Source organism: Streptomyces sp. A5-4 (assembly GCF_051131715.1).
Classification (GTDB): domain Bacteria; phylum Actinomycetota; class Actinomycetes; order Streptomycetales; family Streptomycetaceae; genus Streptomyces.
On sequence record NZ_CP178591.1, the window covers coordinates 6,733,484 to 6,751,114 of the forward strand.

The 17,631-nt window shown below is 66.2% G+C and carries 4 protein-coding genes; all 4 read right to left on the reverse strand.

Annotated elements, in window-relative coordinates:
* Window positions 1-29: 29 nt before the first annotated feature.
* Genes ACLLJJ_RS31655 through ACLLJJ_RS31670 form a run of 4 tightly spaced genes read right to left on the reverse strand, consistent with a single transcriptional unit; the run spans window position 30 to window position 17,630 of the window.
* Window positions 30-2,342: a UvrD-helicase domain-containing protein gene (locus ACLLJJ_RS31655; RefSeq protein ID WP_434597467.1), complete on the reverse strand. Its 2,313-nt coding sequence runs from the start codon at window positions 2,340-2,342 to the stop codon at window positions 30-32.
* A complete protein-coding gene (locus ACLLJJ_RS31660) occupies window positions 2,339-9,091 on the reverse strand; it encodes a DEAD/DEAH box helicase (protein WP_434597470.1) in 6,753 nt (2,250 codons plus the stop codon). Before ACLLJJ_RS31660 ends, ACLLJJ_RS31655 begins: the two co-directional genes overlap by 4 nt.
* On the reverse strand, window positions 9,088-14,583 hold the full coding sequence (locus tag ACLLJJ_RS31665) for a hypothetical protein (RefSeq protein ID WP_185297984.1): 5,496 nt from the start codon (window positions 14,581-14,583) through the stop codon (window positions 9,088-9,090). Before ACLLJJ_RS31665 ends, ACLLJJ_RS31660 begins: the two co-directional genes overlap by 4 nt.
* Window positions 14,580-17,630: a DEAD/DEAH box helicase gene (locus ACLLJJ_RS31670; protein WP_258049732.1), complete on the reverse strand. Its 3,051-nt coding sequence runs from the start codon at window positions 17,628-17,630 to the stop codon at window positions 14,580-14,582. The genes ACLLJJ_RS31665 and ACLLJJ_RS31670 overlap by 4 nt, the downstream gene beginning before the upstream one ends.
* Between the last annotated feature and the right edge of the window lies 1 nt (window position 17,631).

Below are 17,631 nucleotides of genomic sequence, written 5' to 3' on the forward strand. Positions count from 1 at the left end.
GGCGCGTTGGCCGGGGCCCGGAGGCAACGCTAGACCGGCAGGTATGGGCTGGGCTTGCCGTGCCAGCTGATGCTTAGGGCGTCACGGGCGCGGGTGGTGGCGACGAAGAGCAGCGAGCGGGCCTTGCGCTGCTCGCGCTCGTAGCGCGGCGGGTCTTCGGTGCGGTAGCGCTCGATTCGGCTGGTCTGGGGAATGATGCCGTCACTGGCACCGACGATGGCGAGGCGCTGGTACTCGAGTCCCTTGAAGCGGTGCATGGTGCCGACGTGTACTTCTCCGTCGCCCTTGGGGCCGTCCTTGGTGAGCTCGGCGCAGGTGATGCCGGCCTTGGTGACCAGGTAGTACATGGCCTGGCTGACCATGTCGCGGTCGGCGACGCAGACGGCGATGCGGCCACTGGGGTCGCTGGGGGCACCGTTCTCGTTGGTGGACAGTTCGTCGCGCCAGGTGGTCAGGGTGGTGGCGAGGCCGGCGAGTTCGTCGTCCCAGGTGCCATACGGGACGAACGTGGGGGCGGGGCCGTGGAGGACGGAGCGGTAGCCGGCGAGGTTGTCGGTGCCGTCGTCGAGGTCGTCGTACGTGGCTTTCTTGTCGTCGACGACGCGCATGGCCTGGACGAGGATTTCCTTGGTGGTGCGATAGCTCAGGGTCAGGCGGGAGGAGCGACCGCGGATGTTGATGCCGAGCGCGCCGAGGGTGACCTGGTGGTCGTAGATGCGCTGGTGGGTGTCGCCGGCGATGAACAGGTCGTTGGCGAGATCGGGGTCGGCCATGGCGCGCAGCATCTTCCAGTGCGCGGGGCGAAGGTCCTGGGCCTCGTCGACCACGATGTGTTGGAAGCGGTGGCCCAGGTAGCGCATGCCGGAGCTGTTGTCGCGATGGATAAGATCCTTGCCGCCGATCTCTTCCTTGTACGCACGACGGGACTTGATCTTCGCGGCGCGTTCGATCTCGAAGCGGGCTGCCCGCTCGGAGGCTTGACCCCAGGTTTCCACGCCGAGCTTGTCCAGGCGGGCGGTGAACTGCTCGATGAGCTTCCAGATGTGGTTGCGCTCGGGGCGGGTCAGTGCCCGCCCCCGGCCGGCGCGACGGGCTTGGAAATAGGCGGAGCGGGTGGGGACGGACTGGCCGAGGATGACCTGTTCCCACTCCTCCAGCAGGAACTCCGGCTCCCAGCGGCGGTCGTCGAGTTCAGCCAGGAGCTGTCGCATCTCGTTCAGCGCCACGTGGTCGTAGACGCGCTGCTTGCCGCGGCCGGGGGCGGTGTTCTCGCCCAGGACGCGGGCGGCGAGCTGGTCGATGTGGGCGATCTCGACGCGGGCGAGGAGTTCGGGTTCGACGAGGGAGGCCAGTCGCAGGCGGAGGTCGGTGGTGAGGTTCTTGGTGAAGGTGGTCAGCAGGATCGGTTTGTTGTGGCCCGGGGGCAGCTGCTCGGCGAGGTGCCTGACCCGGTGGAGCGCGACGATGGTCTTGCCGGTGCCGGGACCGCCGGATACGCGGGCGGGGCCGTTGTAGTGGCGGTGGACGATGCGTTCCTGGGTGGGGTGCAGGAAGACCTTCCAGGCGCGGAAGTCGCCTTCGTCGATGGCGGCCTGGACGTCGTCGTCGACAGCGGTGACCTTGGTACGGGTCGCGGCGGCGGCGAAGTCGTCGAGGTCGGGCCGCTGGCCGAGTTCGACCGGCTTGGTGATCTCCTTGCGGACCTCGTCGATGTCCATGCCCGCCGCAAGGCCGTACAGGACGTCCTTGGACAGCAGCGGGGCGCCCTGGAGGAGTTGGTCAAGCTCGGTGCTCTCGGTGACAGCGAGGGCGAGCTCGATGAGCTGGTCGGCGACACCGAGGTCGCGCAGCTGTCCGGCGTCGTAGGCGGCGAGCAGGGCAGGTGCGGCCTCGGGTTCGGCGACGTGCTGAACCGGTTCCGGGGCGGGCTCGGGTGCCTGGGCCGGAGATTCGGGCTCCGAGGGAGTGAGGGTAATGCCTGCGCGGCGCAGCGCACTGTCGCCGACGACGGCGAGGTCGACGAACTCGATCTCGCCGGTGACCCGGTTGACGGCGACTTGGAGTTCTTCGTAGACGTATCTGCGGTGGCGTACGGCGATGACCAGCCAGTTTTCCGTACCGTCCGCGTCGACCCCGGTGGGCGTGAGCAGAGCGCGGTAGGACTGGTTGACCCGGGCGGACCAGATACGGGAGTCGCCCTTGAGCTTCTGCTTCTTCAGCCCCGGCTGGTCGGGGTTGGTCCTAAAGATGTGGCAGAAGTCGTAGAACTGGGCCTTGACCGAGCGGTCGAGCTTGTACAGCTCCTGTTCGGCCTTGCGGTACAGGCTGAGCCGGGCGGTCATCGGGTGGTGCCTTCCGTGTCGGGGAGCTGGTCGAGCAACTCGTCCAGCTGGGCCAGCCATTCGCCGGCGGTGCGGACCTGCCAGCCGTCGTCGGTGTAAGCGGCGTCGCGCCGCTGGGCCTCGGGGTCGTCCTCGCCCTGGTGAGCGGTCATGACGGCGATCTTGAGTCCGGGGGACTGCCAGGCGAATTCGGCTTGCCAGCGGCTTGCGCCGAGTTCGAAGCCGAAGACGGGAGCCTGCTTGCCTCGGTCGGCGAGGGTTTCGGCAAGGCGCAGGAGGTCAGGGGCCTCGATGGGTTCCTCGCGCAGTATCTCCAGGATGTCCTCGTCCCAGACGGCGTCCCGAAGCATCTGGACGAGGGTGGCCTCGGCGGCCGAGTCATGGTCCGGGTTCGGATCGACCGGTTTGGTGCTTTCTGCCGACGCGGGTGCCTCGGGTTTGGCGCGCGTCGGTACAGGGGCGCCAACGAGAGAATCGAGTTCGCCGAGCCCTCCGCAGACGGCGAGCACTTCGACTTCAAAAGCGGCGGCGCGGCTGGCGGCGAGCTGGACGCCGTCGCCTCCGGCCAGGGACAGGAACTGGGTGAGGTTGCTCCAGTACAGCCACGACCGCCAGCGCAGCTTGTGCTCGTCGCTCTCCAGGACGGAATCGGTGTCGTCGAGGACGGTGAGTGCGCTCCACCGCGGGGCTTCGGGGTCGGCAGCATCCAGGGTGACGAGGATCGGCAGCCCGTTCTCGTCCTGGGTCCGGAACACGTGCACGGGCCCGATCCCGGCGGCATCCGGTACAACCGGCTTGTCGTGGCGCGCACTACTGCTGAAAGTGGCCAGCTCACTGCGCAGCGCCGCCACCAGCTCGCTGCGGCGCCCGGCCGCGGCGACGGGAGTGGTTCCCGCAGTGCTCAACAGGCCGGTGACCAGCGCGCGGGAGCGGCGGGCCCAGCGGTCGGCCTCAGGATCGCGCAGGTAGGCGATCAACGTGTCGATCGGGTTGGCGAAGACGGCGTTCGCGAAGTGGGCGCGCTGTCCGCCGTACTGCTCGTAGGCGGCCTTGGCCTGTTCCTGGGCCGTGCCTCGATAGGGCGGCCAGACGGGTTTGGTCCGCGTGGGGCGCTTCTCGAACAGGTCGATGTCCGCCCAGGTCACCTGGAAGACGATCTCTCCCTCGGCACGCAGCTTCGTGCGCTGAGCCGCGTCATGGGCGATGCGGTTGTGTTCACGGCTGGCGTGGAAACGGAATCCTTCGAGATAGACCTTGACGCTCTGGGCCGGACCGTCGACCCGGGTGAAGGTGAAATCAGTCCGGCTGCCCTGAAGTTGCTGCTGGGCAGTCAGTCGCCAATGGGTGACCTCGGCACCAGCGGTGAAACGCAGATGCCCGCTGGCGTGGCCGTCCTCATCCAGGGCTGCGTCATCGGTAACCTTTACCCAGTCGCGCAGGGCGGCCAGGAAGCGCGCCTCCAAGTCGGATTCGACCTGGGCATCCAGACCGACCAGCCCGGTGTGATCAACGTCAGCGATATCCCAGCCGTCCGCACCCTCTGCCGTGAACAGCAGCGACTCCAGCATGTTCAGCGCTGACTGACGCGAGACGATGTCCTGGAAACGCTCGGGCGTATAGCGGTGCAGACACCGGTGGCAGGCCCGGCGCTGTTCCTCGGCGCACGGACATTCCTTCAACATCTCGTACGCTGCCGCGAGGGTTTCGCGGAAGGCGACGCGATCGGTGAGCCGGTCCAGATAGCCGGTGCCGCCGGGCAGGGCATCGAAGAGCACCAGGAACCAACGGAGCTCTCCGCTCTCGGCATCCGGCATGGAAGCCACGGTGGTGTCCAGGTGCTGCGGGTCGCCGCCGAAGTGCAGGTCCACACCGAGCCGCAGCGCGGCACGGAAGGAGTGCACCTTGGCGTCCACGTCCGCCGTGGCGGCCGGGATCAACACCCGCAGGGCCTCGGTCTTCAACGTATGGGCCAGCAGCACCGGCTCCTGGGTGGCCCCGTCTCGCTTGCCGCGGCGCAGCGGACACCAAGGGCGGTGGTGCTTGAGCTGCGGGCTACGGGCCGCTGCGGAGTCGAGAGCGTCGGTGTCGTGGTCGAAGACCGGCTTGCCGTCCGCGCTGGCCGCCCCGCAGGCGGTGCACACATGGAACGGGTTGAGGCGCACCAGATGCCCGGCGAAGTCGTCGCGGGCCGGGGCGTCGTAACGGACCGGCCCCACGTTGATCCGGCGGATCATGGCACTGCGGCAATAGTCGACGCCGAACGTCTGCTTCGTGTGACGCCACGAGCCGGGCTCGATGTCGCCCACCGGGATGTCCACCGCGTCCACGACGGAGTAGTTGCGTCGGTCGCGGTCGTCCTTGTCGTCGCGGATCCGGGCGTCCTCGCGCTTGTCACGCGAGGTCACCGTCGACGGCTCCACGATCTGGAACAGGCAGGAACCGTCGTCGGCGATATGGGCACTCTTGCAGCGCGGGCACGGTGAGCGGTCCTCGGCAGCGTCCTCGGTGCGCACAAATCCGCAGCCTGGACACACCCGCCAGGTGCGCCATTCCTGCCGGCCGCCGGTGGCGATCTCCAGTCCGGTGATCTCGTGCCGGTAGCCGTTGACGTAGAAGGAGTTGCCCGGGGCCAGCTCCGAGAGCGCGTAGCGGCGCGGTCGGTCGTAGGAGTCGGTGGTGGAGGTGAACTTCGCCTTCCCCGTCTTCGGGTCGATCCCGTCCTCGCCGTACAGCGTCGCGGACAGCGTGGTGACCGAGTCGATCAGCGCGTAGTTCGGCAGCAGCCCCAGGTCGCACAGTGCGCTCTGGGCGGCGGTATCGCCCAGGTTGAGCAGGCGCCTGCCCACTCCGCGCCGCTCTGCGTCCAGTTCGGCTTTCTGCCGCGCCTGATCCGGGTCGGAGTCGTGGAGCTCGTCGTGGGCCTCGTCGATCTGGGCCAGCCGGGCGCGCAGCGCCTGGTCTCGGCGGCGCCACTCCCGCTCGGCCTCTTCCACCGCGCCGCGCAGCTCGTGCGTCGCGTACTCGCGCAGGTCGTCCTTGGCCCGGTCGTTGACGCCGGTGGGGAACATCTCCAGGAAGCCCTTGGCGAGCTCTTCCCCCTGGGCGATGGCCACTTCCACCAGGTCGATCAGGTAGCCGGACGGACCGAACAGGGCGGGTGCCTTGGTCGGCAGGGCGCGCAGCACGATGCCGTCACCGCGGACGAGGCGGCCGGCCGCCGCGAGGTCCAGCAGGTGCGCCAGGTACTGGCGGCGCAGGATCTCCACCGCCGAGAGATGACAGCCCGGGGGCACGATCGTGCCGGCGATCAGGTCCTTGGGGCGCTCCAGGAAATACAGGTCACGCCGTCGACGATCGGGAATCGTCAGCAAGAACGCATTGCCGGTCCGGCGTCCGGCCCGCCCGACCTGCTGGGCGTAACTGGCCGGCCGGCGCGGCAGCGCTGCCAGCACTACCGCGGACAGGTCACCGATGTCGATGCCCATCTCCAGCGTCGGCGTGCAGGAGAGCACATTGGGGTCCTTGAAGCCCGTACGCCGCTTGAACGCCTCCTCCACCTTCTCGCGCTGCGGGCGCGTGAGCATGCCGGTGTGCTCGGCGGTGACCACCTGGTAGGTACCGGCCTTCCGGTACAGATGCCGGTAGTAGTCCAGGGTGTAGTCACGGTCGCGGTGGTGCACTCCCAGCCGCTCGGGCCGGTCTCCGGCCACCAGACGGCCGCTGCGGCAGCGGTAGGAGGGGCAGGGCTGGTCGCGCCACTGATCGAGAAGGGAGGGGTGGACCGTCTGTTCCCAGAAGCACACCGGGCAGCGCACATACGCGTGCCGGACCTGCTCGTCGTCCAGGAGCAGCGCTTCTACGTTGCCCGGCTTGAGCCCGTAGACCCGCACCGACGTGTCGTTCGGCGTACGACACGACAGCAGCCCGATCGCGGCCAGTTCCGGCAGGAGGCGGCTCCAGAACTCCGGTGCCGCCTCACGCGACAGCCCCAGGCAGCGGCCGGCCCACCGCTCGTACCAGGACAGCCGGCCCGTCGCGAAGTCGAACTCGCTGCCGTTCTTCGGCGAGCCGAGCAGGAACACGGGCGCCGCGACCCGCTTGGGGAACGTGCGCATGCCGGGTGCACGCTTGCCCCAGATGAAGTAGCGGCTGGTGCCCGCCTCATCGACGTACTTGTCCAACCACTGGTGCGCGATCGCGCCCCGCGTACGCAGGCGCTCCAAGAACACCCGCACGAACGCCAGATAGCGTGCGTCATCCTGCGGCTGAAGGGGCAGACCGGCGCGCTCGAACTCCTCGTGAATCCCCTTGACCAGGGCCACCACGGCCGCAGGGTCCGCGATGCGCACCTGCGCGGCGGCGGTCCGGGTCAGCTCCAGGGTGCGCCCGTTGCGGGAACGGAACCCGAACTCCATCAGCGCTTCGAACGCCAGGCGCTGACCGATCAGCCGCCAGGTCGGCAGATCCCCGCCGCGCCCCTTCCCGGACAGCAGCCGGTCCACGCCCTTGAAACCATGCAGATCCGGCGGCACCACCGCAGCCAGGGTTTCCTTGTCAGTCGTGGCCTCGACCACGTCGGCGATCAGATCGTTCAGCGCGGTGGGCACGTCGCTGCGCAGATGCTTCGCCAACAGGGCGCGCAACGAGAAGGTGTACGAACGATTCGCGACGAACCCGGCCCGGTGCGCGGCATCCTGCACCGAATCGTTGAACATCAGCGTCTTGTCTTCATGCCGCTCTTTGTCGAGCTCCCCGCCCGTGAACAACTGGGTGATCGACGCCGCCGTCATCGCAGCCGCTCCAGTACCCAGATAGCGGATCGCGTTGCGCTCACCGCACGCCGGGCACCAGTCCTCCTTGGCCGCGGTATTCGCCGTATCACCGAAGTTGACCAGGACGAACGCCGAATCGCGGGCCGTCAGCCGCGGCTCCTTCGACTCCTTGTCGTAATCGTTGAGCGGATCAGGCAACCGCAGCCGCTTGCGGGCACCGTCCAGGACCATCAGCAGCCCACCCGCACTCTGCAAAGCTGTGGTCCCCTTGCCACCCCGACCACTTGCCGGCAGCACCGCAGCCCCAGAACCCTCGCGCGCCTCGCGCTCGGTCGCCGAGACCAAGTTCCGCACCCGAGCCTTGTCCTGACCCAACGAGGCACGACGGATCTTGTACGTGTCGAACTGGACCTCGTGGTCATCGCTCTCCGGCGAGAACACCGCCCAGCCCGACCGCCCACAGTCCCGGCAGTAGACAGCCGGCAGAAACAGGTTCGCGCTCTGCCCCGACGTGGCTGTCGTCACCGGCGCCGAACGGTTCCCGCTTCCCGCACTAGCATCGGCCGCACCGGCCACATCCCAGCGGAACTCCGCCTTGGGCCACGGCAGCACGCCGCGCAGCAGCCGCGAGACCGACCGGGCCCACTGATGCACCTCGACATGCACGAACGGCCGCGGCGGCTCGCCCACCGGCGACTTCGGGTCACGCGCGTACGACAACAGCGCCACGAACCGGGCGAGCGCCTCAGCGGCCTTCTCCGGCTGCCGGGCCACCGCCTCCGCCCAACCAGCCGCACCTGCACGCCACATGACGTCCAGCACCTCGGCGCCGGCCTTCACCTCACCGTCCAGCGCCTGCATCACCGCCCGGGTAAACAGGTGCCGCTTCAGATTCTCGCCCAATACAAGGGGGTCGTCGTCGCGGACCCCAGTAACCGACTCGATGAGGTCCAGCATCGCCTCATCGCTCGTCGCGGGATCGGGCAGTGCCAGCAGCTCGTCCGGCGTCGGCAGCCCCTGCATCCGCACGTCCGCCAGCGGGATGAACTCCTCCACAGACAGCCGGTTCTCCCCGACGATGGACTCCGCCGTGAACTCCGTACCGAAGACCTGCGTTGCTACCTCGAGCAGCTGGGCCACTCCGTCGGCATCCGTCCCAGACGCGAGCGTCGCCGACGTCGCCACCGGACAGATCGAACCCAGCGGACGCCCCTCCTCGGACGCCCCCACCGCGGCCGCGAGCCGTCGCAGCAGCATCGCCACGTCCGTGCCCTGCGCACCGTCATAGGTGTGGAACTCATCCACCACCACATACCGGATGTCCGACCCGCGCCACAGCGGTGCGTCATCCGCACGCTGCAGCAGCAGATCCATCATCTTGTAGTTGGTGATCAAGATATCCGGCGGCGAGAGCTGCATGTCCGAGCGGCGCGTACGAACGTTGTCGTACTTAATGGCCGCCTTGTCACCGATGTACAGCCCGGCCGACAACTTCTTCAGCGCATCGTTCTCCGTGATCAGCTCGTTGATGCGCTGCGCCTGATCGGTCGCGAGGGCATTCATCGGGTACAGGAACACCGCCTTGATGCCGGCCTTCCCCGCCTCCCGCTCGCGAAGACAGTGATCCAGCACCGGATACAGGAACGCCTCCGTCTTACCCGAGCCCGTCCCCGTCGTCACCAGCGTCGGCTGCGGCACATGCCCGTTCGCCGACGTCAGCCGCCCGAAGGCAACAGCCTGGTGGGCGTACGGGGTGAACCCCTCACGCTGCCACTCCAGATGCTGCCGCCACTCCTCGCCGGCCACCGTGAACGGCGTCCGGATCCGCAGATACGGGCCCCGGAACATCCCCGACGTCTCATCACCCAGGAACCGGTGCAGCGCCTCACGCGCACCCTCATCCGTCAACGCGTACGTCGTCGACAGATACTGCAACAGGCTCTCCTTGAGCCCCCGTGCCTCCAGCGTCGGCCTCACGGCTTCGGCACCTCCTGCTTCTCCAGGTCCCACTCGCCGCGAGCGACTGCGGCATCTAGTCGTTTCTGAAAGACGGCGTGCGCCTCTCGCATCTCCGTTTCGCGATCCGCCTTGGAGAAGGGAGCGACATAGCCCTCAGGCACGGGCAAGTTGTTCGGGTCGGCTTGATACGCCTCAAATTGGCCCCAGCTTTCCTTGGTCTGGCGCTGACCGAAGGTGCGTGCGTTGCCTGCGATCTTCGATCCCTCGGCATCAAACCAAGTCACTGCCTCGTACTTCTGCAGTACAGGGAAGCGGCCCTTGTATGCCGCGACAAGAGCGTCGGCTTCCATTCCGAGCCACACTGCGACTAGAGCATCAATTTCCACCAGAGCGGAACGTCGTGCCCGCTCGGTGCGTAGTGGTGTTTCCGGACGCCAGACTGGCGACACCTCGTGCAGCGCCGGTAGGCCAGTCCAGTCGCACGCCCATGACTCATGTGTGGTCCAAGTTGGGTCGTACAGTTCTGACCACAGCCCCGAGTAAGCACTGGTAAGGAAATTCAACCGCAATGTTCGCAGGAGTAGCGAGGAAGCGAGGGGGTGATCGCCAGCGGGTGAGGGCATCGCTTTAGCACCCTTCACTTGCAAGTCGCCACGACCAGTAGCGCGGAGGAAGTAGTCGAGCGGGAGCGAGGCCCAGAAACCGGCTACCAATGCGGTTAGCCGAAGATTCGGCATGGCCAGGCTGTGTACCAAGTGAACGTGCGCTACACCTGGCGGCACCAATGCGGCATAGAGTGCACGCTCAGTGTCCGGGGCGATCTGGCGACGCCAGGCAAGCCGAGGAAAGACCACGTATCGGCGACGCGCTCGTTCTTCGAGTAGGGCATCAATCTTGGCAGGATCGACATCGCTTTCTGGAACGTTGTCGGTCAATGCAATTTGCGAACGCGCCTTGGATACCGCCCTACCGTCAGAACGTAGTCGCTCCAGGGCTCGGCCGTCTACCCAACGATCTTGCTTGGCGAGATACGACTGCGCCATCCCGGGGGCACGCACATAGGCAGTGTCCGGGACGAAGTCTGACGCAAGGGTGGTCAAATCCCGACCGTAAGGGTCGTTACTATTAGCGTCATGGCACTTGAATACTGGCGTGGCGATACCCAGTTGAGTTCCCTTCAAGATGACATTACGCCACCTGTCGGGCTGGTATGGATGACCGGTGGGGCTGCTCGGACGGTTGTATTCGATCAACCCAGCAGCCTTTGCGTCACTTTCCATTAGCCCGCGCGTGATCGGCGGGTTGAACCTACCAAGCCGCAATGGGTATTCAGAAAGAGCTGTGATAGCAGACGCCTCGGCTGTGCTGACAGGGAATAGAAGGCGGGATTGTTCAACTGGAAGGTGTGATTCATCCAGTAGGCGCTGCCATTCGGCGAGAAGATCTCGGTTCACGTGAATGACGCGTGACCGGTGAGGGCGTTCATCGAATTCGCCATTTTGCCATCTCACGCCCGGAACTTCCCCGGAGCCATCATGCGCGGCTGAATCGCGGAGAGCGTCCGCTGACACCAACCATGACATGTGGTCAAAATTGATTTCCGAAGGGCTGCCGTAAATATGCACGCCAAAGTGTGCTGCATGCCCGACGGGCGGAGGGAAGAAACGCTGTCCGGCATTCACGAAGTCTCCGTGGACGCACAAACGATGGTATGCGGCCTCGCGAAGTGCCCCTTCCTTGTCGCCGGTGAAGTGGGTATCGGGATGCACGAGCCCAGCCATACCTGACGGAGACTGATGAGACCATACCTGAAGCATGAATGCCCGATAAAGATCTGGGCGAGTTCCTACGAGCAAGGGATAGGTGGTCTCATGCCCGTAAAACGAGGAGCAGCCGCTTACTTTCTCGCGCTCATGAATGTAATAATCGAACGTCCTTCGCTGATTCAGTGCAATGGATCGCCGCTTGCTCTGCTCGGTTGCTGACGGCCTGTCCGCCAACTCAAACCAAGGTTCGTGCTCGGCGAGGACGCTTGCCTCATCCCAGTCAGGACGCACCCAGGGGGGATTGCCCACCTGGAGATCGAAGCCGCCGCTGCGAGCGAATACGAGAGCGAACTCCAACTCCCAGTGAAGAAATCCCTGCTCCTCGGCAATGTCCCGAGTAATGCGCAGCCATGGAAAGACGTCCTCCGGGTTTCCGGTGTCCATTCCCATGAAGCCGGGGAGCGTCTCTTCGTACGTTTTGAGATCTGCCAGGGTTTTGAAGTTGTCGAGGAAAGTTCCGTCAGGTACGTCGGCTCTTCCAAGCATGGATTCCAAGAAGTCCAGCCAGTCGTCCAGCTCCTTGAGCGGGATGACCGGGCGGCGCATCGGTCCCTTTGGCTTTGCGCCGACCTGCTTTGCTGCCTTCGGTCCGATCTCTTTGGTCTCGATGATCGCTTCGTCGTCGGCGGTCAGTACGAGATCTTCGAAGGAGGTCTGCTCAGCGCCAAGCGCGAAAAGTGCCGTCGCTTCGACGAAGCGTGGCTCGGCCTTCGGTGTCGGGGCAGCCAACGGTTCGGGAGCCACCTGTTCCTTGAGCTCTTCGCCGGTAAGAGGCACTTCACCCAGTAGCTCGCTCAGGCTGTCGCTGCTCACCACGGTGCGGACCGCGTAGTCGCCATCCGTGCCATCCAGTAGGCCGGCTTTACCGACGGGCCAAAACCACAGGGCGCACCAGGCGTCCATGACCTTCTTCAACCGCCAATAAGGGGTGTCGGCAGAGTTGAAGAGGTCCTCCAGAACCTTCTCCTTGGGGACTGCCTGATCAGGGTGGTGGAGGAAGGCGTACTCGGGATCCGTCGGGTCGGCCTGCCAGACATCGATCCTGCGCGCGATCTCTTGTTCGGAGAGTTCCATGCGCTTGACGACGAGCGACCACAGGAACTCGGCTCGGCGGGCGGCGTCCCGCAACCGTGTGAACTGTGACGGCGCTTCCGCCTTCGGTAGCTTGGTCGTGGGGTGAAGTTTTGGGCTGCCGTCCTTGTTGAGGTGGGCGGTGCTGCGCTTGGGGCGTTGGAGAAGGCCCTTCTTCCACTCGGCCAGATGCTTGACGTGTTCCTCGGCCAGCTGCTTGGCCTCTTTCGAGCCCGCGACCGCAGCCCATCCTGGACTGGGAAGCAAGAACTGGTGTACCGCGTCATGGGGCAGTGGTTGGGGTTGGCCGTCCTTAAGGAATGCCAGCGGAGTCGGTGCCAGAGCGCCCTTGTTCTTCAGCCATGCTTTAGCTGGTGAAGCGACCTCCTCACCCGTATAGACGGCTCGACGTGCGCCGATGAGGGAGTTGCCGCGGCGCAGGTGGAGCCCGAACCAGGGGGCTCGCATGCCGGGGTGCATGGTGTTCAACCACAGGGACACCTCCGCGAGTTCGACGCCGGTGGCATTGAGGTCGACGCCGTAGGCGTTGTGTAGGGCGATGTAGGCCCTGGCCTTCTGCTTCTCGGTGAGCGCGTCGGCGGTGGGGATGGGAATGCCGAGTTCGTCCTGGCGGCGGCGTAGGTATTCGTCGGCGACTTGGTTGATGGCCTCGTTGAGGAAGGACCCGGAGCCGAGTGCCGGCTCGCAGATCTTGTACTTGAGGAGCTCGGACGCGCGGGTCTTGATGATGTTGCCGTCGGCGTCACGTTCCTGGTCGAGCCGGTTTTTCAGAGTGAGCTCGACAGTGACCTGGGTGAGCGACTCGGGGGTGTAGTACGAGGCGGAGGTCTCGCGGTCGCGGCCAGCGAGCCGGTAGACAAAGGAGCCCTTGTCGTACTTCTTGACGCCGCGTAGCCCCTTGCGGGCGTCGTCCTCGCTGTAGTGGATGAGGGTCGTGTCGGGGTACTGGTCTTGCTTGTGCGAGGGGATGAGCCAGGATCCCTTCTCCGGGTCGCCGCCCTTGGCGACCTCGCACAGCTCTTCCTCGGCGATGATGCCGGTGTACGACATCAGACCCTCGTATACGGCGCCGAGTTGATTGATGCCCAGGTTGCGGTAGGAAATGAATCCGCCACGTTCCCCGCGCTTGCCCTTCTTCATGGTGAGCAGGCGCAGCACTTCGTGGAGGGCGGAGTTGCGCAGGCGCAGGTCGAGCCAGTGCGGGTCGTTGTCCTCGTCGCTGGTCGGGTCCAGGATGCGGGTGCCGATGAGGCGGATGGCGGTGGGTTCGAAGAGTTCGCTTCGCAGGGGCTCGAAGCGAAGACCGCGGTCTTCGCTGCGGCGTGCGGCCTTGGCCTCGCGAGTCTCTTCGTCGTCCCCGGGTTGGTCGTCGTCGGGCTCGCTGCCGTACGGGCGGTGGCCGAAGTTGACTTTGTTGAACAGGACGTCCAGGGACTGGAAGAGGTGGAAGCCGTTCTTGGCTTCCTCATCGACGAGTTCCTCGTCGCGCTCGACGAGTTCGCGCAGGCGGGCCATGGAGTAGCCGGCTTCGTAGCTGCCGTCGTCGGCGGGGAGGATGCCGAGTTCGGGTCGGGCCTCGGCGTACAGAAGGAAGAGGATCCGATAGAGGTAGCGCAGGGATTCGCGGGTGAGTTCCCGGGCGAAGCGGATCTTCGGGTTCTCGATGTCGGCCGGTGCGACATTGTTCTTCGGCTCGGTCATTCGGCTGAGGACTTCGTTGGCGATGACTTCAACCGAGCGCTGTAGGCCATAGCGCAGTTCGTTGGACACGCCGACCGCGTTGGTACTGGACGACTTGAGCAGGCCATCGATCGCCCGGCTCTGGTCGTTGTCACCGGGGCGGAGCATGTCCAGACTGAACAGGGCTGCAATGGTGGCCAGTTCCCCCTGTTGGGCGCGGTCGTTGCGTTCCAGGGCGGCATCGAGGTTCACTGCGAGGTAGCGGCCTTCGCGCCAGGACTGGCGGTCGGCGAGCAGGATCACACCGCCGATAAGCAGTAGAACGAACCGGGGGTGAGCGCCGCCGGGCTCGTCCAGCTCGCTTTCGAAGAGCCAGGAGGCCAGATCCGCGCCCGTCTCGTAACTCTCGCTCGCGCTGACGCGCAGGGGCGACAGGAGGCGTCCGGAGCCGTCGGCACCCAGGGCGGTGTCGTTGTCGGCGGCCCAGCCGCAGTCGAGCGCGATGATGCCGTGGCCGTGGTAGGCGACGGGCAGGGTGTGCTCGCGTCCGGCGCGGTGCACGGTGAGTTCATCTGGGGTGGCGTCGTATCCGAGGGCGCGCAGCACGGTCTGGTGCCACTCAGTGAGCCGCTTGGCCCACTCAGGGTTGTTGTGCGTATGGAATCGCGCATCGTCACCAGCATCGCGTTCGGCCGCATCGGCGAAGTAGGCGCGTACGTCTTCGGCGAGGTACATGGAGCGCAGAGCGCGTACCTGTTCGCGAGGGGTCTTGCGCGGGTCGTTCTCGTCGCCCTCGCGTAGGGTCCAGGTGGCGAACAGTCCCTTTTTGAGGTCGGCACCGAGCTGTTCGGCGAAGTAGTACGCGGACAGGTACTCGCCGCGATTGACGAAGGAGTCGAAGTCGGTGCTCATCGTGCAGTGCCCCCTTCAGCAGTGTGCGGTTCCAGGACAGCCAGGAGCCGCAGCATCGGCTCGCCCTTCGTTTCCAGGGACTTGGCCAGGCGCATCCGGTCACTCGCGGCTTGGCCGACTCCCTGCTTGTCCGGGCGCAGACCGGCGGAGAGGGCGTCCTGCTTCCAGTGGGTGACGCGCTTGCGGTAGGGGGCGAGGGTCTTCTCGATGCGCTGGCGGTAGTGCTCCTCAAGCGTGCCGAGGTGCCTCTTGGCCTCATCGATCGCGGCGGGGACCAGAGCGGTCAGACCAGGCAGATCCCGGGGAGTGGCGCGGCCGGGCATGCTCGGGCCGACTCCGTAACGCTCCAGGGCCTCTTCGGTCAGCTCCACTGTGTTCGGTTCCTCGGGCAGGCCGGAGACGGCCATCCACTCCACGATGGTCGGTCGGCCCTGACCATTGGAGTAGATGCCCTGTACCAGGAAGGTGGGACGGTCAACGGCGGCGGCGAGTACCGGGGCCTGGTGGCGGCCGATCTCGACGAGGACCTTGTCGGTCAGCCAGTCAAGGACCGGGTGGACGTCCGTGACGTAAGAGACGTTGGGCCACTGGGACTTGGAGGTCTCCCGGGCCGCTTTCAGACGCGCGTCAGCGAGGTCCTTGGAGAAGGTGACGCGCAGCCGGCCCGGTTCGGTCTTACGGGGCATGATCCGCTGCTCGTCCAGGTACGACTTGGGTAGCGCCTTGAGCCGGTAGAGCAGATCGCGCGGGGGCTCGAAGGCGATGGTGCCGTCATCGTCGCGCCGCAGGGACAGCTGGTCCTCGGGGTTGGGGTGGCAGACCTGCCGCAGTGCCTCGTCGAAATAGTCGGCGGTGGAGCGGAAGAGCGTCGGTACCACCGCGCGCGGTACTTCGGGGTGTTCGGGGACCGCACCGACCTGACCGAGCAGCCCGGCCAGGAAGGCGGCACCTCCCTGCTGGGACTGCTTGATCGACTCCTCGACGGTACGGCCGGCGATCAGGTCCTGGGTGAGGCGGTTCTCCTCCTCCTTGGCCCGATACAGGCCGGTGACGGCCTCGGCCGAGCCCTCAATCTTGTGGGCTTCTTCCTCGCGCCCCAGGAGTTTCTCGCCCACCAGCCGGTCATCGAGGGTGCGCGGCTGCCCGCTGGCCTCATCCGTGCGCCACGGGATGTCGCTGGTCAGAACCAGTGCCCGGAACTGTGGCGGGTACGCCTGGCCGTAACGGTCGATACGGCCGTTGCGCTGCTCGATACGGATCAGTGACCACGGCAGGTCGTAGTGCACGAGCAGGTGGCACTGCTGGTGCAGGTTGACACCCTCGGAGGCAACGTCGCCGGTAAACAGGATGCGCACCGGATCGTCGCGCAGCCCGAACTTCTCCACGATGTCCCGCTGCTCTTCGTCGCTGCTGGCCTCGCCGTGCATGACCTGCACCGCACCGCCGAAGCCCAGCCACGGCTTGCTCTCATCCGGGCTGGTCCCGCTCGGAAAGCCGAGCGCGGCCGGTACGGTCTCGGCCAGCCACCTCAGGGTGGGGATGCGCTCGGAGAACACGACAACCCGGGTGTCCGAGCCCGGACCGACACCCATCTCGCGCAGCTCCGCCAGGAGCGCGGTGAGCTTCGCCGAGTCGGAGTCCTGGATCTGCTCGTTCAGCTGCTGCAACTCCACCAGAGCCGCACGCTCCCGCTTGGCCTCCGCCTCGCGGACCTTCGGATCAACCGGCCGGGTCTGCTTCTTCTTGTCGGCCGGCTTTTCGACGGGTGGCTTGTCCAGCGTCGCGATCCGCGTCTTGATCGACGCCCGTAGGGCCCGGTGCGAGGACAGAAAAGACTTGAGCAGCTGGTACGGCACGAGCTGGTGCCGGCTGACCGAGGGCTGGTCGGGGTCACCGGGAATCCAGCGCGTGGCCAGCTCGTGGAAGACGGCGAGCTCCTTTTCACCGGCCGGCGCTCGCAGCGGCTGGGAGGGGCCTCGGTCCGCCCAGGCACCCTTGAGGGACTCGCGTACCTCTGCCGTGGTCTTCGTACGCCGGATGTAGAGGTGGTCGAGGTCCTTGACCTCGTACCGGTTCGGGTTGGCGATCGCCGCCTCGTCCAGCATCTTGACCAGCTCGGCGAATGAAGAGGCATCGCCGTTGTGCGGCGTGGCCGAGGCGAGCACCAGCGCGTCGGTCTTCCTCGCTAGCAGCCTGGCGAGCGCGTTGTTCTTCGTGCCCTGGTTGACGAGGTTGTGGGATTCGTCGATGACGACGGCGTCCCACTCGGTGTGCTCCAGGTGGTGGGCGTAGACGTCGCTCTTCAGCGTGTCCACGGAGATGATGGCCCGCTTGAAATACGCGAACGGGTTGCGGCCTGCGGGGATGTCCTGCTGCACCCGTTGGATCCCCGTCGAGTCCAGCCGTACCAGCGGGATCGCGAACCGGGTCCACAGCTCACGCTGGAACTGCTCCAGCACATGCTGCGGCGTCACGACCAAGATCTTCTCGCCGCGACCGCGCCGGATGAGCTCGGCAAGGAGCACCCCGATCTCCAGGGTCTTGCCCAGACCCACCACGTCCGCGATGAGGATCCGCGGTCGTGGGTTCTTCATCGACAGCGCGAGCTCGGCCGGCCGCAGCTGGTGGACCTGCTGGTCCATGAGGAAGTTGTCCGCCAGCGCCAGCCCGTGCTCGGTCTGGGGCAGGAACGTCTTCCGCATGATCGCCTCAAGGAACAGGCGGGCTCTCCGATGGTTGGCAGAGTCGTCCGCGACCAGTTGCGTCTCGTGGGGGTCGAGCACGCTCACAAGATCGAGCTTGTCGTAGAAGACGGCCTCGACCCCACGGACGAACGAGGAGATGCCGGTGACCTCGACCATCCACCCGTCGCGGGCCGTGGACCGGCACTTGCGGACCAGCCACAGCTCGTCGCGGATCTCCACCTGCGCTCCCGCTGCGTACCCGGACGTGGCGGGAGACTGTTGCTCGGGCGAGGGCTCGTCGGGCTCCCAGGCATCCCACACCGCATCGCTCTGGCCGCCCGCGGCTCCCGCCTCGACGCTCAAC